Here is a 20,853-nt window from a genome sequence, read left to right as displayed (position 1 = left end):
ACCCCCGCTTCCAGCTCGGCGGGTGGGCGGGAGCACGGGCCCGCCTCGCAACTGCCGCTGGGACGCCTCCAGGTCGCGTGGATCTTTGACGTGCTGGCCGGCCGGGACGCGTCGATCACCAAGGTGTTCCTCGTCGAGGGCGGACGCTGGCTGGACCGGTGGCCGGCGCCCACCGCCACCCTGGGCCTGCAGGCCAGCGCTGACGGGTCACTCCTGCCGAACCCGCCCGAGCGGCCCGCCGAGCACCGGTTCACCTACGACCCGCTCGACCCCTTCCCCAGCCTCCCGCGGGACTGCGACCGTGCCCCCCTGGACGCCCGCGCCGACGCCGTGGCATTCCGGACCCCGCCACTGACGACGCCGACCGCTATCGTCGGCGCACCCACCGTCACGATGGCCGCGGACACCACGGGCCCCGGCACCGACTGGATAGTCCGGCTGGTGGAGCGGCTCGGTGACGGCCGGGCCTTGGAGGTCACCAGCGGCGCCGCTGCCGTCGGGCCCGGCGCGGCCACGGTGTCGATCCCGCTCGGCGCCACGGCCCTGCTGCTCCACCCCGGCAGCCGGCTAGAGCTGCAGGTCACCAGCAGCGACTTCCCGCGGCTGGCCCGCACCCCCAACACCGGCCAGGACCGGTACACCACCAGCGCCACCCGGACCGCCACCCAGACCATCCACACCGGTCCAACCCGCGGCTGCCGGGTTGACCTGCCCGTGCTGGAGCACCCGTGAGATCAACCACCCCTGCGCCGGCCGAACGGCGTCTCGTCGACCGCCGGCTCGGCGTCCTCACCCAGATCGTCCCCTACCAGCCGAGCCCCGCCATGCCGCGCTGCTGGGTCGGCTGGAGCGCCCGTGCCGCCGACACCCGTGCGTTCGCCACCTGGTCGGCCGAGCGGTTCGGCTTCGGTGCCGCCCTGGGCGATCACGACCGGGCGCGCCGTGCCGCGGTCGGGGAGGCCGTGGAACGGTACTGCGGCAACGCCGTGCCCGACGCCCTGGAGATCGCCTGCTACGACGATCTCGCCAGGGCCGGGCGGCCGGCCCTCGACCCGGCGACCCTGGCGCTCTACTCCGACCGGCAGTACCGCGCCCGCGGGTTCCCCTTCCGGCCCTTCACCCGCCAGACACCGGTGGCCTGGGTGCCCGGCCGCGACCTGTACGCCGGGGATCCGGTGCTGGTGCCCGCGTCGATGGCCTACCTGAACTACTTCCGCGGCGCGCACGCCGACGAGGTGGCTACCCACGCCATGCTGTACGCCGGCATCGCCACTGGCGAGAACCGTGAGCACGCCGAGCGTTTCGCGTTGGAAGAGCTCTTCGAACGCGACGCGAACACCATCTGGTGGGCCAGCGGCGCCGCCGGCTGGGCCGTCGCCGATGCGGCTGAGCTCCTCGACCGGTACGACATCGCCCACGGAGAGGGCACCGGTCGCACCATCCGGTTGTTCCAGGTGCCAAGCCAGTTCCCGGTTCCGGTGCTCGCCGCCTTCCTTGAAGAACCGGGACGGGGGCTGATCGCATACGGCACGGCCTGCCGGGCGGGCCCGCGGGAAGCGGCGACGAAGGCGCTCGTCGAAGCCTTCGCCATGCTGGAACTGACCGCCGAGCTCGCGGACGGTGACAGTGCGCACTGGCGAGCCGTCGCCCGCGGCGAGATACCCCCGCACACCTACCTGCCCTACCGCGCCGACCGGCGGTACGCGGATGACATCCGGCCGGATTTCCGCGACCTCGTCGACCTGCCCGCGGTCGCCCAGCTCTACCTGGATCCGCGGATGCAGGGCCGGCCCCTCGACCGGCTCCGCGACGACACCCGCACCACCCGGCTCGCCGACATCCCCCGGGCCGACGGGGACGTCAACAGGGACGCCAACGGGGACATCAACGGGGACACGGCCCGCCGGCGCTATCTCGACATGCTCGCGACGCAGGGCCTGCCCGCCGTGTCAGTGGACGTCACCACCCCGGACGTGCGGGCGGCCGGCCTCACCGTCGTGCGGGTCATCGTCCCCGGGCTCTACGGCAACCCGCCCGCGGCCTTCCCGTTCCTCGGCGGCGAGCGGCTCTACGACGTACCCGCCCAGCTGGGCCTGGCTGCCGGAAAGCTCACCGAAGACACCCTTTATCCGTACCCGATCCCGCACGTCTGAGGCGCACCCATGGACCTCGCCGCGATCCTCGACCCCCGATCCGGGATCATCCGCCGGATCGAACGCAACACCATTCCCGCCACCCTGCCGCCCGAATTCACCATGTACACCGCCGTCCTCTCCGACACCACCAGGTTCTCCGCCTGGGCCAGTGACTTCGCCGGAGCCGGCTACGCCCTGCTCGACGACGACGCCGCCCTCGGGCCCGCCGTCGGCGAGGCCGTCGAACGCTACTGCGGGAACCTTGTCCCCGCCGGACTGCGCCGCGCCACCCACAAAGAGCTCACGGCGGACCGCGCCACCGTGCTCGACCCGCGCTCGGTGGTGCTGTACTCACCCGCCCAGTACTCCGGGCCCTACTTCCCGTTCACCGAGTACCGCGAGGATCTCGAGCTGGAGTGGACGCCCGGCACCGACCTGCTTGCTGGCACCCCCGTCTGGGTACCCGCGCAGCTCGTCTGGGTGTCCTACGCCCACCAGGCCCAGGCCCGCGGGTTCCCCTACCTCAGCCCGGTCCTCAGCGCCGGCCTGGCCGCCGGTATGGACCAGCGCTCGGCGCAATGGTCGGCGATCTGCCAGATGATCGAACGTGACACGCTGACCATGGCCTGGCACGGCCGCCGGCCGTTGCGGGCCATTACCCCGCCCCCCTGGATCGCGCAGCTTGCCACGGGCGCGCACGGAAGCATGACGACCCGGTTCGTCGAATTCCCGAACGAGTTCGGCCTCGTCGTCGCCGGCGCACTGGTGCACGACACGGCGACCGGCTACCTGACCATGGGAGCAGCGTGCCGGACCACCACCACGCCGGCGCTGCGCAAGGCCCTTGCCGAAGCCTTCCAGCTGCAGATGTTCGTCGCCGACCTCGATGACCCCGACGGCCCCTACATGCGCGCCGCACGCAACCCGCACAGCCCCCTCAAGCCGTGGCGAGCTGACCGGCGGTACCTCGACGACTGCCGAGACGACCTGGCAGACGTCGTCGAGTACTGCACCCACCTCCAGCTCTTCCTCGACCCTCGCCTGCAGGACCGGCTGGAGGCCGAACTCGCCGAGACCCTCACCGGCACGATCGGCTGGGAGACCCTCGACCGGGACGCCCGGCACGCCGGAGTCGACGACCCGATGGTGCTCGCGCGCACGCTCGCCGGCGCTGGCCACCCGGTGACATCGGTCGACGTCACCACCGAAGACGTGCGCCCCACCGGCATGCGGGTCGTGCACACCTTGGCCCCCGGCCTGTACTCGAACACCTCCGTCGGCCTTCCGTTCCTCGGCGGCGCCCGGCTGGCCAGGCAACTCGCCGCGGCGGGCACCACCCGGCGCGACCTCCCGCTACCGCATTAGCGCATTAGCGACGTAACCGAAAGGACGAGTGTGGCCGAGGATGTCACCGCGCTGGAGCGTATCCGGCGGGCCCAACAGGTCCTCAATGGTCCGCCGACCCGGCAGGTGGTGCTCGACGGACTGCGCGCCGCCACCAGCCGGATTCCGCTGCCGGCACCGCGCGCGGACCTGCCGGTCGAGTTCGGCCAGGTGCTCGCGGCACGCAGGTCCTGGTACCGGTTCGATGCCGAGGCGCCGACCGCCGAGAATGTCTCCTCGCTCCTACGCTGGGCGTTGGGTCCGCAGCGGGATGTCCGATTGCCCGACGGCCGTCAGCACCGGATGTGGATGGCGCCGTCGGCAGGTGGCCTGCATTCACTGTCCATCTATCTCGTCATTGCGCGCAGTGCGCAACTGTCCGGCGGCGTGTTCCGGTACGACGCCGAGGACCACTGTCTGCAGACGTTGTGGTCCGGCGAGCCGACGGCGGCGTTGCGTTCGGTGCTGGTCCAACCCGAGTTCGCCGAACGGGCGCCCATGGCGGTCGTCGTAGTCGCCCGGCTTGACACGACTCTCGTGAAGTACCCGGCACGCCATTACCGCACCCTGCACCTCGACGCGGGAATCGCCGTGCAGAACCTCTACCTGGTCGCGGCCGCACTCGGGCTGGCCGGATGCGCCGTGACGGCCTTCGACGACCAGGCCCTCGCCGAGTTGCTGCGCCTGCCCGACACGATGTTCCCGACCGTCGTGTTCCCCGTCGGCCGTCAGCCGGTCCGACCGCCAACCAGGCATGCGAGCTGACTACATTTCACTATCGCCGGCCGTCACGGCCGTCACGGCCGCCGCGGTCGGACGTGGGCGGCCGAGGTGCCCAGCCCCGTGGGGCCGCCGAAGAGCCGTACTCCCGCCGCCGGGTGGTACCGCAGTTCGGACTCCTCGTACCGATGCGTGCCCTCATGCCAGCGGAGGATCCCGGCCAGCCAGTTCTGGAGTTCCCGCGCATAGCCCAGCAGCGCCTGCCGCGCCGGCGCGTCCAGGGCGAAGCTGTCGAACAGCGCCGGAAGCTCGTGCGCCACGATGTGCTCGAACTGCCGTATCCGGGAGGTCATCAGATCGTTGACCACCGTGAGGGCACGCTCCCGGTCGCAGTCGAGGAAGTTCTCGACGACGAGGACACAGTTGTGGATCTCACCCTCGAACTGGATCTCCTTCTGATAGGAGAAGACGTCGTTGAGGAGGCAGGCATAGTCCGCGGCCGCGTTCTCCAGAGCCTGGATCGGCCGGGTGCGGTAGATCTCGGCTGGCACGGTCTGCTCCCGGGCCAGCCGGGACAGGCTCATCGTCAGATCCGAACCGAAGGTCGCCCGGCGCATCTCAATGTAGTCGATCGGGTCGGGAATGCGATTCTGGGCCTGGTTCGCCAACTCCCACAGCCAGCTGTCGATCATAACCTCGACGGCGCCGCGGAACGTCTCGCGCGCGCCTGGCGACATGGTCTCGGTGGTGCGCGCCCACAGGTCGGCCAGACCGCGTTCCAACGCGTTGGCCGGCACCGCGGTGACGGGGGAGTCCACCGGCATGAACTCCGACAGCCGGGCGTTGCACACCTTGGCCCCGAGGATGTCCCGGGTGCGGCCGAAGATTACCGGGTAGTAGTCGTCGGCATAGGTCCCCCAGGTGAGCCAGTCCGTCGTCAGATTCAGTTCCGGCAGGGTCGCGTCCGGATGGATTCCGGCCGAGCACAGCGCGAAGTCGAACGCCCGCAGTTTGTGTTCGTCCCAGATGCCCGGAATCGGGTCCAGCATCCCCACCGTCCGGGCCCAGATGATGTTCTCCCGGCGGGAGACGTCCAGATGCGGGCTCTGCCCGGTCGAGAAGGGCATGCAGAAGTCGGGATGGCGCAGCGGCCCGACGATCTGGTACGGGATGTGCGTGAAAGAGCGGATCCGGCGCGGCGCGGTGGTGACGAGGGACGGCACGATTCGGGCCGCCGAGGTACCGAGACCGGTGAGTCCGAGGAGTCCGCCGAGCTCGCCGCTCCCGGGCGCCACGGCCCGGTTCATGTACCGGCTCGAGCGCAGGTGCCACTCGTGGCCCCCGGACTGCCAGTCCTGCAGACCCTTCACGTACGCCAGGACCTCCAGCCGGCTCCCCGGGTCGACACCGTGCTCCTCGAGGACCGCCGGCAGTTCGGTGACCGCGGTGTGCTCGAACTGGTGCAGCCGCGAGGTGAGCAGGTCGTTGACCGTGTCGGCGGCCTCCTGGGTTTCACAGCCGAGGAAACGTTCGATGACGAGCACGCCGTTGCTGAGCTCGCCCTCCTCTTCGACCTCGCGCTGGTAGGAGAACAGGTCGTTGCGCAGGTGCACGGCGTCGGCGAAGGTGTCCCGCAGTACCTGCAGCGGCCGGGTTGCCGCGACCCGGGCCGGCACCTCGGCATCGGCGGCGTGCTCGACGAGGTTCGCCGACCAGGGCGCGCCGCCGACCTTGCGCCGCATCTCGACGTATTCAATCGGGTTGGCGAGCCGGCCGGCGTTGATGTTGGCTAGTTCCCACAGGGACTCGTCCAGTAGGTTCTTGGTGCTGACCGCGAACCGCCGCCGCCAGTCGGCGGAACGCTCCGGGACGGTCCGGGTCCACAGGTCGGCGAGTCCGCGTTCCACCGGGCTGGTCGGCGTCTCGGTGATCTCACCGTCGACGGGCATGAAGGCGGGCAGGCGGTCGAGGTAGGCCCGGGCGCCGGCCATGTCGTGGGACCGCTTGTACAGCTCCAGGAAGTGGTCGTCGAAGTAGAACACCCAGACATACCAGTCGGTGACCAGATCGAGTTTTCGGCCGACGGCGTCCGGATGGGTGTATGCGCAGAGCAGGGCGTAGTCGTGTGCGTCGAAGTCGGCCTCGGTCCAGATCACGGTTCCGTGCTGCGGAGAGTCGATCATCTCCATCTCGTCGGCCCAGGCCCTGCTGTGCACGCGGGCCTGTTCCAGGTTCGGATTGAGCCGTGCCGGATAGGGCACGTAGAACTCCGGTAGCGTGAAAGGCTGCATGACCCGCTGGTGAACCTTTCTCGGTCACGGGCTGGACGGCCGGCCCCGAAAGTCGGCCGGATACGGATCCTTATCCGTATCCGGCACCGGAGAACCTTCCCCGGGGAATCGGTCCCGGGGAAGGCGTACCGGGTCTGCCGGGGTGGCAGCGGAGAAGTGAACAGTCGGGGCGGCCGGGAGAGATCGGGCCGGGATGCCGCGGAGCCCAGCGGAACCCTCCCGGAACCCCGCGTAATCTCGCGTAATCTCGCGGAATTCCGCAGGTTCCGGGTGATCCCAGCGGCTCGCGCGGCCGGGTGTCACCGACCGATCTCGACGTTCTCCAGGATGCCGAGCGCGTCGGGGACGAGCACCGCCGCGGAGTAGTACGTGGTCACCAGGTACGAGATGATGGCCTTGTCGCTGATACCTGCGAATCTCACGGACAGGCCGGGCTCGTATTCGTCCGGCAGGCCGGCGTGGTGCAGGCCGATCACCCCCTGGTTCTCCTCACCGGTGCGCAGCGCGAGGATGGACGTGGTACCGGTCCTGCTGATCGGAATCTTGTTCAACGGGAGCAGGGGAACGCCGCGCCAGGCCGGCACGTGCTGGTCGTGGAAGAGGACGGTGGCCGGGTAGATGCCGCGGGCGGTGCATTCCCGGCCGAACGCGGCGATGGTCCGCGGGTGGGCGAGCAGGAAATGTGTGCTGCGTCGGCGGCTCAGTAGCTCGTCGAGGTCGTCCGGGGTAGGCGGACCGCTCCGGGTGTGAATACGCTGGCGGAGGTCGGCGTTGTGCAGCAGCCCGAAGTCGGGGTTGTTCACCAGTTCGTGCTCCTGGCGTTCTCGCAGGGCCTCGACGGTGAGCCGGATCTGGTGCTCCAGCTGGTTGTGCGGTTCGTTGTAGAGGTCCGCCACCCGGGTGTGGATGCGTAGCACGGTCTGGGCGACGCTGAGCTCGTACTCGCGGGGCGCCAGCTCGTAGTCGACGAACGTCCCCGGCAGGTCCGGTTCCCCGGCGTGCCCGGCGGCGATCGCAATCTCCGCTTCGCCCAGGCGGTTGCTCGGGGGCTGGGGCCGGGTCCGGTACTCGTCGAGGTGACGCCGCAGCTCGTCGGAGGAGTCGACGAGCTCGGAGAACTGCTGGCGCGACAGGACGAGGGCCGTCGTACCGGTGAGTGCGCGGGCCGTGAACTCCCAGGTCAGGTCCTCCTCGACCAGCACCTCGTCACCGAAGTACTCGCCGTTGGCGAGTACTTCGAGTTCCCGCTCGTCGCCGTACTCCCCGGGGCCGAACCTGCCGACCTTGCCGTGCGCGATCAGGAACACCTGGTCGGCGGCCTGACCACCCTCCACCAGGACGTCCCCGGCGGCGAACTCCCGTTGAGCGAAGCGGTCCGCGAGCGCGTCGAGCACCTCGCCGTCGAAACCGCGCAGGGCGGGCAGCTCGCTGAGTTCGCGCGGAACGACCCGGACCTCGGATCCGGTGGTGGTGAACGTGAGGAGCCCGTCCCCGAGTATATAGGTCAGGCGGCGGTTGACCCGGTACACGCCGCCGGACGCCTGGACCCACGGCAGTACCCGCAGCAGCCACCGAGAGGTGATCTCCTGCATCTGCGGAACGGACTTGGTGGTCGTCGCGAGATTGCGCGCGGCCGCCGTGCCCAGACTCAGCCGGGGCTCTTCGCCGCCGGCATCCGTACCGGTCTGCACGGGTTCGGTCATGACAGACTCCACCTATCTCTGGTTTTCGCAGGGGCAGTTTTCCCACTGGGAGTGGGGGTTTACACTGGGGGTACGGGGGTTTTCCCGGAGTGCGGTTTTGATTGACTCGGCGCACGTGCAGGAGGCGCGGCCTGTGCACGGTCATAGGAATGTGCGGGCGTGACGGGCCCCGGCGGCTGGCGGCCGACCGCGGGTACATCGAACCGACACGAAATGCGGGACGTCGAAGTTCCGATACTGCGCTGGGTGAGTCTCACCTTCCCTGAGTAGCGATGACATCGATGGGCGCTCCGTCGGTGTAACCCCCCATGGCGTCGAGTCAACAGTCGACATGCGCTTGTCTCGAACGGAACGCGCGTCGTCTCGCCGCGCATTGGAAGCCTCCCGCATCGATCCCGCGGGCGGCAAGCACTTTGCGGAACCAATCAGATCTGGCCCGGGCAGACTGGCCTGCTCTAGTCCCTCGGGCCGGTCCGGCAACCACGCACCGTCAAGGGCGGCCGGGCGTTTTCTCGATCGTTTTCCCGGCGTGCCGACCGGCTGTCGGTACGCAGCGGACAGGCGTTCTGCCCGCCTTTTCCGCTGGTGGATCCAGCGCCGATCGGCGCCCGTGTCCCGACTACGGTGATATCGGGTCGAAATCTGGTCCGGCTGTCGGTTGAGCGTTCGCGGAGTCCGCGCGCGAAATGCCTTCGGTGATATTAGGTCGCGTGGCGGACCATAGCCAATTCTGCCGGGGAACCCGGGTCGGAGCGCCGTCGTCTCCCTCGAGCGCGGCGCGCGGATATTTCTTCACCCCCACGCCGGTGGACCGGAAACGTCACGGTGACGGGGACGGAGACGGCGCGTGGCGTCCCGCCGCTCCGGACCCGTTGCAGCCGGCCCGTCCGCGGCAGATCCGGACCGGTTGCGGACTCCTCATGACACGCCGTAGACGCTGGCTGCTTCGCCTGGTCAGGGCCTCGGCCCGGAATCGGGTCGGGTGCCCGCCCCGGGTCCGCAACCGCGGCCTGGTCCGATCATCCGCCGGCTGCGGCGGCCCTGCGGCCCCGTCGGGGCCAAAGGCCTGGAGATTGCGGGACCTGTGGCCATTGCGGGACCTGTGGCCATTGCGGGACCTGTGGCCATTGCGGGACCTGTGGCCATGGCCGGAACGGTGTATCCGTCCGTCCGTCCGGCATGGCCGGCCGGGTGATCGACCCGACGCGCATCGTATTGAGCCGGTCCTGCCGACCGAGGGAGCCATTGCCTCCCGGCAACGACGCCGGCCGAATCCCGCGATGCGAGGGGCATGCCTCGGCTGGTCGCCTTCGGTTCAAGCTTCGGCTCAAGCCTTGGCGCCGAGATTATCACTATACGTGTCTTTGGGAGAACATTGGCGTTATTCCATCGTACGCGCCGGTGCGGCGTGACCGGTGCGGCTTCACCGGACGGCGCAGGTGCTCCCGGGCGTCAACTCACCGTCATCGCGCCGACGGGTTACTAGGAACGATGAGCTACTCATGGGGCCGTTTATGTGGCTACCTCGTACTGGCCCGGATTGGGGACGTCGGTAGGCGGCGAGCTGACCCGGCCGGATCGGGGCACTCTCGGTACCCCGATCGGGGCAGGCTGACGAGCCCAACGTGTCGGTTGGGCCCCGCCGGTCGGGCGTCCTCGATGCCGCGCGATTTCGAGTGCCTTCTCGGGGCACGCCGACGTCGAGGTCCCCGATGGGCGGACCGTGATGAGGAGGACATCATGCCGATCAATGACGCTGGGTTCGACGGCGGCCGAGCGGCGCAGTTCTCCCACGACGACGTCGTGGGAGTCCTGCTCGAACAGCACGCCCGCATCCGCGAGCTGTTCGCGGACGTGAAGTCGGCGACGGGCGAGCACAAGCGCCGGGCGTTCGACGAGCTGCGGGCTTTGCTCGCCGCGCATGAGACCGCCGAGGAGATGATCGTGCGGCCGGTTACGAAGAAGATCGACAGTCGGGTGGCCGAGGCGCGCAACCACGAGGAGGACGAGGCCACCCGCGCGCTGCTGGCGCTGGAGAAGATGGATGTCGGTAGCGCCGAGTTCGATGCGAAGCTGGCGGACTTCGAACGGGCCGTTGTCGACCACGCCGAGCATGAGGAAAATGAGGAGTTTCCCCGGGTGCACGCAGCCCGCGACGCCAGGCAGCTGGAAAGCATGGGCCGTCGGCTCCGGACGGCGGAGAAGTTCGCTCCCACCCATCCGCACCCGTCAGCCGCCGGTTCGACCGCCAAGCAGTGGACGGTAGGCCCAATCGCCTCGATCATCGACCATGTCCGGGACGCCGTGAAGTGACGCGGCGGGGCGCCGTGACCTGACGCCGTGCGGCTTGCGGGCGTTGCGGTGCCGCCGCGGCGGACGGTCGCGCGGCGTCCGGGACCATCCGCGGTTCGGCAGCCCCGGGCGTCAGCGTCGGCACGGCAGCCCTTCTGGAACAGGACGCCCTCTGGAACAGGACGGATGGCCGGTTCTCCGGACGGTCGGCTCAGGCGTGGGTTCCGCCGTCGGCGAGGGAGAGCGCGGCGGTCAGCGGATGGGCCGCCGCGCTGAACGCCGCCATCTGGTCGACCGACCAGGGGCTCAGCGCCCAGGGCGCGGCGGCGGCCACCCGGCGGTAGTCGTCCCACTCGACCCAGCGCCACTCGACCACCTCGGCTGGGTCCGGATCCGGGTCCCCGAGCGCCCGCGCCACGTAGACCGGGCAGACCTCGTTCTCCACGAGACCGTCGGCGGCGGTGGCGCGGTAGGCGAAGTCCGGCAGCGCGCAGTGCAGGTCGGTCAGCTCCAGGCGGAGTTCCTGGCCCACCCGGCGCTCGACGGCCCGCGCCAGGTCCTCGCCTGGGCGGGGATGCCCACAGCAGCTGTTCGTCCACACCCCCGGCCAGGTCCGCTTGTCGAGCGCTCGGCGGGTGACGAGCAGCCGGCCGGCCGGGTCGAAAAGGTAGGACGAGAACGCCAGGTGCAGGGGGGTGTCGAGGCCGTGCACGGCGATCCGCGGCGCCGTCCCGCAGGGGCGGCGTTCGGCGTCGAGGAGCACGACCTCGTCGGCGGCGGGCGGGACCGGCGCGGTCTCACGCGACACCGTCTGTGTTGACGCCGCGTCACGCGGCACCGTCACGACGTCGGAGTCGGATCCTTGCGGGCTCACTGGTGGGCCTCACTTTCCGGTCGAAGGTCCAGTTTCCACTCGAAGGTCCAGTCGCTGGTCCGGTCGGTGTGGGGTGGGCGCCGGCGACGCTGTCGCCCAACGCGCACGTGTCGTTCTCCTCCACCGGGATCCAGTCGCCACCTACCCATCCTCCCCTTCCTCCCCATCCTGCCCGCCGGCGCCGGTCGGCCACGTCCACGTCCGGGTAACCCCGGCCGTACCCCCGCCCCGGCATGGGTGATTGCTGGTTCCGATCAAGGTAACGATGAGAGTGTGGGCGTGGCGGAAGGACGATCACCTGCAGGTTTCCGCCGCCCGCCAGTGCCCGCCAGTGCCCGCAGAGGATTGAGGATGACGGACATGGACCTGTCAGCCACCCTGAACAGCCTTGTCAGCAAGGGGGTGAGTGGTCGGGCCCCGACCCGAGACGAGGCCCTAGCCGTCCTGCGCAGTGACGACGACGATCTCATGGATGTCATCGCCGCCGCCTACCGGCTCCGGCGGAGGTACTTTGGCAGGCGTGTCAAGCTGAACTTCCTGGTGAACCTCAAGAGCGGGCTCTGTCCGGAGGACTGTTCCTACTGCTCGCAGCGGCTCGGTTCGAACACGGGAATCCTGAAGTACACCTGGCTCAAGCCCGAGGAGGCCGCCGCGACGGCCGGTGCCGGCATCTCGGGCGGTGCCCGCCGGGTGTGCCTGGTCGCGAGCGGCCGCGGGCCGACGGACCGGGACGTCGACCGCGTGGCGGACACGGTCGGCGCGATCAAGACCGCACATCCGGGCGTGGAGGTGTGCGCGTGCCTCGGCCTGCTGTCCGACGGGCAGGCCGCACGGCTGCGGGCGGCCGGTGCGGACGCCTACAACCACAACCTGAACACAGCCGGTGAGAAGTACGCAGACGTCTGCACGACGCACACCTACAACGACCGGGTTGACACGGTGCAGGAAGCCAGGCATGCCGGCCTCTCACCCTGCTCGGGCATCATCGCCGGCATGGGGGAGAGCGACGAGGACCTCGTCAACGTCGCCTTCGCGCTGCGCGAGCTCGCCCCGGACTCCATCCCGGTCAACTTCCTCATGCCATTCGAGGGCACGCCCCTGGGCGCGGAGTGGAACCTCAACCCCCGGCAGTGCCTGCGCATTCTCGCCATGGTCCGGTTCGTCAACCCCACGGCCGAGGTGCGGCTCTCGGGCGGCCGGGAGATTCATCTCGGCTCGATGCAGCCCCTCGCCCTCTCGGTGGTGAACTCCATCTTCCTCGGTGACTACCTGACCAGTGAGGGCCAGGAGGGCCACCAGGACCTGAAGATGATCGCCGAGGCGGGATTCACGGTGGAAGGTCTCGACGCCGACACCGACACCGAGGCCGAGGCGCCTGTGGCCGCGGGCGCGGGCCCGGAGCGGGTCGCGCTGCGGCAGCGCGGTGCCGGCACCGCCCTGCCGCCCAACGCCTGATCCCGGCATCCACCGCCCGGCCGGCGGGTGATCAAGTGGACGTTCGCCTGGCTGGGCTGGCCGGGCCCGGTATGCCCAGAACGAGCATGAGTGCCTGGGCCTCGGCGACCAGCTCTGGTTCGAAAGAGCGGTCCCGCGTGGGGCAAGGCGCGACGCCCCCTGCCCCGCGCGCGTAAAATATTTCAAGTACAGGGTATTGCTCGGTGCGCTCGGTGCGCAGAGTCCGAGGGAGGTGAGGGTATGGCCGAGAACGTCCATGATGTTGCCGCCTTCATCCTCGCGCGACTCGGGATGATGGCCACCTGGCGTTTGCAGAAGCTGGTCTACTACTCGCAGGCATGGCATCTCGCCAACCATCGCGTGAATCTCTTCGACGAAGAGGTTCAGGCCTGGTCGAACGGTCCGGTGGTATGGGCGCTCTTCGAGAAGCACCGCGGCTGCTTCTGCGTCAGCTCATGGCCAGCGGGGGATCCCCGTCGACTCGGGTCCCAGGCGACTCGGACCATCGAGTGGGTGCTGCAAAAGTACGGGCCTTTCAGTGGTGACGAACTGTCGCGGATGACGCATGTGGAGGCGCCGTGGCGGCTGGCGCGTGCAGGGTTGCCGGAGGGGGAGTCGTCTAACGAGCCCATAGAGCCAACGATCATGGCGGACTACTACGCTCGGCTGAGGATGTCAGTCGACGAAGCCGTCTCGGCGGCGGTCGGCAACGCGCGTCTGGAGGGCCACGAGTTCTCGCCTGATACGCAGGCTCGGCTCCGGCAGGTAGCGTCAGGGACGTGCACAGCCGATGAGGCTGTCGCGGACATTCTCGCCCGTCACAGGGGGCGCGGCCTCGACCAGTGAGCGACCCGTACTGCTGGCCGGGCACCGAGTGCCTGCGGAACCGGCTCGACATACATGATCCTGATGAGCTCGCCGACATCGAACAGCAGATCTCCGGCCTTCGCTACGCTGAGCTGGGAGCATCCCTCCTCCCGGGCGCTTACGATACCGAGCATCTTCGTCGTTTCCACCGGATGCTCTTCCAGGACATCTACCGATGGGCGGGCGAGATTCGTACTGTGAACCTCGCGAAGGATGGCCACCCGTTCTGCCGGGCGCTGTTCGTCGAGGGGCAGCTCTACGATCTTTTCTCGGGCCTGGCCGAAGACCGTCATCTCGTAGGGCTCAAGCGAGAATCCTTTGTTCTCAGGTTTGCGACACTCTACGGCGACCTGAACGCCATCCATCCGTTCCGGGAAGGAAACGGCAGAGCTCAACGGGCCTTCCTACGACAGCTCGCGGCGGGTGCGGGCTGGACATCCCGCACGGAACCGGCGTCGCCTCCGCATGACCCACCCCGAGTAACCCCGGAGGACCGTGCCGGGCTCAGTGGGACCGACGCCGGGTGACCGATCTATGCGACCGGGAGACGGTGGATGAGGTGCTGGGCGGTGTCGACGACGAAGGCGGTGCCGTCGCTGTGGACGGTGACACCGAGCGGTCGCCGCAGACCTGTTCGGGCGTCCGCGAAGGTGCGGACGAGTCGATCGCGGGTGACGAGGCGGACCCGTCCCCGGTCGGGGTCGGTGACCAGCAGACCGCCCGAGGGGGTGGGCGCCAGCGAGTGGGGCCGACCGACGTCCGCGATCCGGGCCGGGGCTCCGTCGTCGGGGGACGCGCCGTAGAACATCCCGGCAGCCGTGGAGATGCTCCCGTCGGCGTCGACCGCCCGCAGCAGGTGATTGTCGGTGTCGGCGAGGTAGACATTCCGTCCGGGCGGGGCCGTGACGTCGTGCGGGCGCCGGAGCTGGGCGAACTGGGCGGGTCCGTGATCTCCGGACAGGCCGGGGACACCCGCCCCCGCCAGCGGTGCCGCCCGCAGATCCGGGTCGATCAGGATCACCTGGTGGCCGCCGGTGTTCGCGACGTACACCCGGCCCGCCGCGTCGGCGTAGACGCCGTGCGGGTGCGCCAGGTCGAGCGAGGTGGCGTGCCGGGCGGCGGGGCCGGCCGGCGGGCCGTGACGGCCGGAGCCGGCGACGGTGACGATCCGACCGTCCGGCGCGACCCGGCGGATCCGATTGTTGAAGCTGTCCGCGATGAACAGAGAACCGTCGGGGCCCAGAGCCAGCCCGCACGGGTTGTCCAGCTCGGCGTCGACGGCCGGCCCCCCGTCACCGTGCGGGCCGCTCTTGCCGGAGCCGGCCACATGGACCGTCCGGCCGTCGCGTTCGATCCGGAGCACCCGGTGACGTAGCCGTTGGGACACGTACACCGCACCGTCCGGCGCGGCGACCACACTGTACGGGTAGTCCACCCGCAACGGCGCGGACGTGATGTCGGCCGGGCGGAGGTCGCGCCGCGCGGTCCGGTTCAGGGACCGGCGCCGGATCACGCCGGCCGACCATCGGCGTGGTGAGGCGGTGGCTGACGGCGTGACGGCTGACGGCGTGACGGCTGGCGGCGGGGTGCCCGGCGGCGGGACGGCTGGCGGGGTGCGGGCCGACGGACCGCCGCGCGCCGCGTCGCGCACATCGTCGTCGAGCCGCAGCGGCAGCGGGCAGCGGGTGAGCCAGTCCGCACCGAGCGCCTGGGCCGTCGCGGCGGCGAGATCCAGGGCGAACGCGTGGGCCGACGGCGGGCGTGCACCGGGCTCCTTGCGCAGCGCCCGGTCCACCACCGCGGCGATCGCCGGCGGCGCGGCGTCCAGTGGTTGCGGCGCGACGCGCAGATGATGGTCCATCAGCTGCGCCATCGACAGCACCCGGACGAACGGTGGGCGGCCGCTGAGCAGTTCGTAGAGGACGATCCCGAGCGCGTACAGGTCGCACGCCGGTCCCGGCGGCCGGCCGTCGAACTGTTCCGGCGCCATGTAGACGGGGGTACCGACGAGCGTGCTCGGGGCCGCACCGGAAGCGCCGATGAGCTTGGCGATCCCGAAGTCGGTGACCTTCAGCAGGCCGTCGGCGCTGAAGAGAATGTTGTCCGGTTTGATGTCGCGGTGCAGGATCCCGCCCGCGTGCGCGCATTCCAGCGCGGCGGCGGTCGCCAACCCGATCGCGCAGACGACGTCGACGGTCAGCCCGTTCGCCGCGCGGGCCCGCACGGTGCCGCCCGCCAGCCGCTCCATGACGAGCAGGCACAGGTCCCCGGATTCGACGTAGTCGTAGAGGCGGACTATGTGGGGATGGTCGAGCCCGGCCAGCAGGCGCGCCTCCGCCAGGAACCGGCCGTGGGCGCCGCCGTCCGCCGCGCTGGTCGACAGGACCTTGATCGCAACGGTCCGGTCGAGCTGGCGGTGGCGACCCGCGAGAACGACGGCGTGACCGCCGTGCCCGAGCACGGCGGTCACCTCGTAGGCGGGGAGCGCCTCGGCCACCCGGTCGGTGATGAACCGTTCCGGCTCCGGTCCGGTCAGCCGCACGGCGGATCGTAGTCGAGGCCCGGCAGGTACTGTTTCCATTCCTCGCGGGTGAGCGGGTCGCCGGCCCGCGCGCACAGCCGCGTGACGACGCTCGCCGGGTCGAGGTCCCAGACGAATCCGATCACCTGGTAGGGCGCTCCGACGATGAAGGCGGTGCCCGGGGCGAAGGCGACCGCCGCGAAGCCGTTGTAGCGGCCGCTGAAGGTGGCGTACGGCACCGGGTCGGCCGGATCGGACATGTCCCACAGCCGCACCACACCGTTCGCGCCGCCGACGCCCGCCGCCATGAGCCGGCCGTCGGAGCTGAACTCGATGGAGTTGACGCCGGCCCCCAACCCGATGATCGAGGGCAGCGCGCGCGGGGCCCGGCGGTCCGTGACGTCCCACAGGGCGACCTTCGTGTCGAAGCTGCCGACGGCTAGGGTCCTTCCGTCCCGGCTGAAGGCGATGGTGATCAGGGCGCTGGTGAAGCCCGTGATCGTGCTGATGTCCGCCGGTCGGTCCGGTGTCGTGATGTCCCACAACCGGATGGTCCGGTCGCCGCTCCCGGACGCCAGGGTGCGCCCGTCCGGACTGAAACTGACGGTGGCGACGTCGTAGCGGTGCCCTGCGAGGACGGACCGCTGCCGGGGCGTGGCCGGGGTGGAGATGTCCACCAGGGCCAGTCGGGCGCTCGTGCCGGCCAGCGCGAGGGTCCGGCCGTCCGGGCTGACCTCCAGGTCCTTGATCCCGCCGATGCCGGGATGGATGGTGGACAGCAGCCTGGGACGGCGGATGTCGGCGACGTCCCACAGCGTGACCGTGCCGTCGAAGTCGGTGGCGTAGTCGAGGCTGCCGGCGATGAGAACCCTGCCGTTCGGGGTGAACCGGACGCTGCCGACCGCGGCGTTGAATCCGGTCAACGTGGCGGCCGACACCGGCCGATCGGGGTCATGCGCATCCCACAGCCGGACGGTCTGCCCGTAGTCCCCGGTGGCCAGGACCCGCCCGTTCGGATGGACCGCCGTCGACCACAGGAAGCGGTGGTGCCCGACCAGCGTCGGCCCCGGCACGTCCCACAGGCGCAGGGCGCGGTCGTCGGCACCGGAGGCGAGGGTCCGCCCGTCCGGACTGAAGGCCAACGCCCACGGCTTCGACGCGTGCGGCAGGACCGCGATGGCGTCGAAATGGCGGGACGGATCGTAGATCTCGACCGCGCTGTTCACCCCCACGGCCACGAGGCCGTCCACGTTGACCGCCACCGCCTCGACCGATCGCACCTCGTCGATGACCTGGAGGGTGGTCGGCCGTCGCGGGTCGGTGAGATCGAAGACCCGCGCGGTGGTGTCGTCGCTGCCGGTCACCGCCGTCTTCCCGTCCGGGCTGATGGCGACCGCACGGACGGCCGTGTTCGCGCTGAGCACGACATTCGGGCCCGCCTCGCCCTTCAGCTCGCTCAGCTCTGCCGGGGCGGCGAGGTCCCGCACGTCCCACAGCAGAGCCCGGCCGTCGTCGCCACCGGTCAGCAGCTCGGTGCCGTCGGGACTGAACGCGACGGCACGGACGTTCGCGGTGTGGGCGGTGATCGCGCCGGCCGGCCGGATCGCGCTCACGTCGGAGACGTCCCACAGCCGCACCTGTGATCCGTACCCGCCGGTGGCAAGGACCCGGCTGTCGGGGCGGAAGGCCAGCCCGTGAATCGAGTCGGAGGCGCCGGGTAACGTCGCCGCGAGCACCGGGTGAGTGGGATCGGTGATGGTCCACAGCCGGATCGTCCGGTCGTCGCTCCCGGTGGCGACGAACCGGCCGTCCGGGCTGAACGCCACGGACTTCACCGCCAGCCGGTGGCCCCTGATCGTGCTGAGCGGGGTGCGGCGGGTGGGGTCTGACGCGGACCACAGGGCGACCGTCCAGTCGTCGCTCGCCGTCGCCACCAGCCTGCCGTCCCGGCTGTAGGCGACCGCGCCGATCGGACGGGTCTGCGTGCCGAGGTGACGGGTGGCGAAGCCGTAGTCGCTCGCGAACGTCGACAGCACGGCGCTGCGCGCCTCCGCCGTCGGCGCCAGCCGGTAGGCGACGGCGCCGAGCTGGGCGGCGGCCAGCGGGTCGGACCTGCGCAGCTGATCGGCCTGCCGGCCGATCGCCACCGACAGCGCCCGGTCCCGCTCGCCGGCGATCTGGGCCCGTTGCCGGAAGGCGAACGCCATCGCTCCACCGGCGATCAGGGTCAGCACCGTGAGAGCGGCGACGAGCTGGTGCAGCCGCCTGGTCCGCCGGGCCTCGGCCCGCTGCGCCGCCTGCTCGGCCGCGAGGGAGGCCGCCAGAAAGTCCCGCGCGACCGGGCTCAGTGCCGTCTGCCGCTGCCCGGCCTGCGCCCACTCCCGGACGGTCGCCAGCCGACTGCCGGTGAACAGGTAGGACGGGTCCCGCCCGCCGTCGTCCCAGGTGGCCGCGGCGTCGGTGAGCCGCTGTCGGGTCATTGCCGCGGCGCGATCGACCTCGATCCACTCGCGCAGTCGCGGCCACGAGCGCAGCAGCGCCTCGTGGGAGATCTCGACGGTGTCGGCGTCCACGGTGACGAGTCGGGCGGCGACCAGCGCGTCGAGGACGGCGGAGACGTCCTGGGCCGACGGCGAGTCCTGGGCCCACGGCGACGTGGACAGCAGCTCGGTGCGTGAGACGCGGCGGCGGGTGTCGTCCGTCCCATCCCCGAACTGGATCATCTGTAGCAGGATCTGCCAGGCCGCATCCTGGCCGGCCGCGTCCAGCGTGCCGAAGGTCTCCTCCGCCGTCCGGGCGATGGCCCCCCGTAGACCCCCGGCCCGCAGGTAACCGGCCACCGTCAGGGTGCCGTTCTCGCGTTCCCGCCAGGTGGCGCGCAGCGCGTGCGCGAGCAGGGGCAACGATCCGGGGTCGGCGACGACGCCGTGCTCGTCGGCGCCGATGTCGTGCAGCATCAGATCGACCAGGCCCGGCTCCACCGTGAGCCCTACCGCCTCGGCCGGCTTCACGATGGCGTCGCGTACCTCCGCCGCGGTCATCGGCCCGACCACGACCTGCCCCGTCTGGAGCGCGTCCACCAGCTCTGGATAGGCCGCGCACCAGCCATAGAAGTCGGCGCGGACGCCGATGACGACGACCGCGGGTGGACGGGTGGCCCCGTCCCCGCGGCACGCGGCGACCAGCGCGCGGATGAACGCGCCGCGCTCCTCCTCGTCCGCGCACAGGGTGAACGTCTCCTCGAACTGGTCGACGACGATCATCACCCGCCGGGTGGGCGGGGTGGTCCCGCCGGCGGCCGGACGCAGGGCGAGCAGATCCGACAGCGCCCCGACGAATCGGGCGGGTTCCGAGACGACGTCGAGCCGTGCCGCTGCGAGCACGGACAGCCCGGCCGCCTGCGCCACCGTGCGGGCCAGCTCGCGGGCCGGGTGATCCGTGGGTGTCATCAGGACCTGCGGCCAACCGCGGGTGCCTGCCACTGCGCCCCGGGCGAGCGCCGGGAGCAGCCCGGCGCCCAGCAGCGACGACTTTCCCGAGCCGGAGGCACCGACGAGCACCAGCGGACCCGCGCCGTCCAGCCGTTCCTCCAGCCGCGACAGCGCCTCGGCCGTCGCTCGCTCCCGCCCGAAGAACCAGCGCTGCGTGCCGGCGCCGAACGAGGCGAGACCGGGATAGGGGCAGGCGGCCTCACCGGTGGTCACCCCGCCGTCCGGTGCGCTGGGAAGCCCCGCCGGCTGTCGCGGGGTGGGAGTCACCACCGGGCCGGGGCCGTCGGTGAGCACGGTGGTCGGCGCCGGCTCCAGGTCGGCGATCGGCGGGGTGTGCGCGGCGTTGCCGGCGAGGATCACCCCATCCGACCAGGCGGCGGCGGAATGCAGCACTGCGTTCCCGGCCGCGGTGAGACGTTGGGCGAGCCGCCGGGTCACCTGCCCGACGCTCAGCTCGACCGGGCCGTCCGGGTCGCCGTTGACGAGGAGCCGGACCAGGCCGGCGGACAGCGGCGGTCCGTCACCCGCCACCGATCCGTCACCCGCCGCCGATCCGGTGTGCGCCGCCAGCCCGGTGTGCGCGGCCAGCGGCGAGGTCAGCACGAGCAGCTCCACGCCGTCGCCGGCCGCGGCCGCGTCGGCGCCGCCCCCCGCATCTTCACGAGGACCGGCAACATCCTCGCGAAGACCGGGAACGCGAGGTGGCACCGGCGGGACGGTGGAGTGGGCGGCCGTGGTCCGCACCCACAGACCATCGACGGCGATGAGCCGGGTGGCGGCCCGGCTCGTCGCCATCGTCGCCAGGACCGACGACAACGGCAGGGCCGTGTAGGCCAGGCGATGGGGACGGCTGTCCGACACGGCCGTCGCCAGGTGGATCATCCCGTCGGCGTCGATGAGGACGATGCCGGCGTAGTAGACGAGAAGAGCCTCGGTGGCCTGCTCGACGGCCGCCGCGAGAGCCTCGCCGAGATCGAGCGGGGTCGCCGGGTCGACGACCGTGCGCAGGCTTTCCTCGGCCAGCCCGCAGCGCTCCACGAACACGCCGCCGACCGCCGCCACGGCCCGCGCTACCACGGCGCCGACCTCGCCCGCCCGGTCGGCGCCGGGCCCACCGAGCC

The 20,853-nt window shown here is 70.8% G+C and carries 13 protein-coding genes; 8 read left to right on the top strand and 5 right to left on the bottom strand.

Annotation, left to right across the window (positions count from 1 at the left end; translation table 11 throughout):
• The 4 genes from AC08OP_RS03450 to AC08OP_RS03435 all read left to right on the top strand — a co-directional run.
• On the top strand, window positions 1–732 hold a 732-nt coding region (locus AC08OP_RS03450; protein ID WP_476612864.1), incomplete at its 5' end, for a CocE/NonD family hydrolase.
• Entirely contained in the window at window positions 729–2,153 is a 1,425-nt protein-coding gene (locus tag AC08OP_RS03445; protein ID WP_476612863.1) for a YcaO-like family protein, read from the top strand. The genes AC08OP_RS03450 and AC08OP_RS03445, both read left to right, overlap by 4 nt.
• Before the next feature lie 9 nt (window positions 2,154–2,162).
• Window positions 2,163–3,500 (top strand): YcaO-like family protein, encoded by a 1,338-nt coding sequence (locus AC08OP_RS03440; RefSeq protein ID WP_476612862.1) that lies wholly within the window; start codon window positions 2,163–2,165, stop codon window positions 3,498–3,500.
• Between the two features lie 30 nt (window positions 3,501–3,530).
• Window positions 3,531–4,283, top strand: coding sequence for a SagB family peptide dehydrogenase (locus AC08OP_RS03435; RefSeq protein WP_476612861.1), 753 nt, complete (start codon window positions 3,531–3,533; stop codon window positions 4,281–4,283).
• A 32-nt stretch (window positions 4,284–4,315) separates the two neighbouring features.
• On the opposite strand, the gene AC08OP_RS03430 is transcribed toward AC08OP_RS03435, so the two are convergent.
• Both AC08OP_RS03430 and AC08OP_RS03425 read right to left on the bottom strand, forming a co-directional pair.
• Window positions 4,316–6,529 carry a family 2 encapsulin nanocompartment cargo protein terpene cyclase gene (locus AC08OP_RS03430; RefSeq protein WP_476612860.1) on the bottom strand — a complete coding sequence of 738 codons (2,214 nt, stop codon included), beginning with the start codon at window positions 6,527–6,529 and terminating at the stop codon, window positions 4,316–4,318.
• Between the two features lie 299 nt (window positions 6,530–6,828).
• Complete coding sequence (locus AC08OP_RS03425; RefSeq protein WP_476612859.1) at window positions 6,829–8,232, bottom strand: family 2B encapsulin nanocompartment shell protein; 1,404 nt, start codon at window positions 8,230–8,232, stop codon at window positions 6,829–6,831.
• A gap of 1,740 nt (window positions 8,233–9,972) precedes the next feature.
• On the opposite strand from AC08OP_RS03425, the gene AC08OP_RS03420 reads away from it, so the two are divergent.
• Window positions 9,973–10,545, top strand: coding sequence for a hemerythrin domain-containing protein (locus AC08OP_RS03420; protein ID WP_476612858.1), 573 nt, complete (start codon window positions 9,973–9,975; stop codon window positions 10,543–10,545).
• A gap of 190 nt (window positions 10,546–10,735) precedes the next feature.
• On the opposite strand, the gene idi is transcribed toward AC08OP_RS03420, so the two are convergent.
• Window positions 10,736–11,398 carry an isopentenyl-diphosphate Delta-isomerase gene (gene idi, locus AC08OP_RS03415; RefSeq protein ID WP_476612857.1) on the bottom strand — a complete coding sequence of 221 codons (663 nt, stop codon included), beginning with the start codon at window positions 11,396–11,398 and terminating at the stop codon, window positions 10,736–10,738.
• 351 nt (window positions 11,399–11,749) lie between these two features.
• Between idi and bioB the strand changes: the two genes are divergently transcribed.
• The 3 genes from bioB (at window position 11,750) to AC08OP_RS03400 (ending at window position 14,247) form a co-directional block, all read left to right on the top strand.
• Window positions 11,750–12,853 carry a biotin synthase BioB gene (gene bioB, locus AC08OP_RS03410; RefSeq protein ID WP_476612856.1) on the top strand — a complete coding sequence of 368 codons (1,104 nt, stop codon included), beginning with the start codon at window positions 11,750–11,752 and terminating at the stop codon, window positions 12,851–12,853.
• Between the two features lie 240 nt (window positions 12,854–13,093).
• Complete coding sequence (locus AC08OP_RS03405; protein WP_476612855.1) at window positions 13,094–13,699, top strand: type II toxin-antitoxin system antitoxin SocA domain-containing protein; 606 nt, start codon at window positions 13,094–13,096, stop codon at window positions 13,697–13,699.
• A 173-nt stretch (window positions 13,700–13,872) separates the two neighbouring features.
• Window positions 13,873–14,247, top strand: a complete 375-nt coding sequence (locus AC08OP_RS03400) for a Fic/DOC family protein (protein ID WP_476612871.1) — start codon at window positions 13,873–13,875, stop codon at window positions 14,245–14,247.
• Window positions 14,248–14,252: 5 nt separating this feature from the next.
• On the opposite strand, the gene AC08OP_RS03395 is transcribed toward AC08OP_RS03400, so the two are convergent.
• Both AC08OP_RS03395 and AC08OP_RS03390 read right to left on the bottom strand, forming a co-directional pair.
• Window positions 14,253–16,262: a serine/threonine-protein kinase gene (locus AC08OP_RS03395; RefSeq protein ID WP_476612854.1), complete on the bottom strand. Its 2,010-nt coding sequence runs from the start codon at window positions 16,260–16,262 to the stop codon at window positions 14,253–14,255.
• Complete coding sequence (locus tag AC08OP_RS03390) at window positions 16,253–20,809, bottom strand: nSTAND1 domain-containing NTPase (protein ID WP_476612853.1); 4,557 nt, start codon at window positions 20,807–20,809, stop codon at window positions 16,253–16,255. Before AC08OP_RS03390 ends, AC08OP_RS03395 begins: the two co-directional genes overlap by 10 nt.
• Window positions 20,810–20,853: the final 44 nt, after the last annotated feature.

The organism is Frankia sp. CeRuru1 (genome assembly GCF_977966315.1).
The sequence above is the reverse complement of the archived record's forward strand: the minus strand, read 5'-3'. Positions and strand labels throughout refer to the sequence as shown.

Coding starts and splice junctions, on each gene's coding strand:
- AC08OP_RS03440 (WP_476612862.1), top strand. CDS start 2,163: ATGGACCTCGCCGCGATCCTCGACCCCCGATCCGGGATCATCCGCCGG.
- AC08OP_RS03430 (WP_476612860.1), bottom strand. CDS start 6,529: ATGCAGCCTTTCACGCTACCGGAGTTCTACGTGCCCTATCCGGCACGG.
- AC08OP_RS03425 (WP_476612859.1), bottom strand. CDS start 8,232: ATGACCGAACCCGTGCAGACCGGTACGGATGCCGGCGGCGAAGAGCCC.
- AC08OP_RS03420 (WP_476612858.1), top strand. CDS start 9,973: ATGCCGATCAATGACGCTGGGTTCGACGGCGGCCGAGCGGCGCAGTTC.
- bioB (WP_476612856.1), top strand. CDS start 11,750: ATGACGGACATGGACCTGTCAGCCACCCTGAACAGCCTTGTCAGCAAG.
- AC08OP_RS03405 (WP_476612855.1), top strand. CDS start 13,094: ATGGCCGAGAACGTCCATGATGTTGCCGCCTTCATCCTCGCGCGACTC.
- AC08OP_RS03400 (WP_476612871.1), top strand. CDS start 13,873: ATGCTCTTCCAGGACATCTACCGATGGGCGGGCGAGATTCGTACTGTG.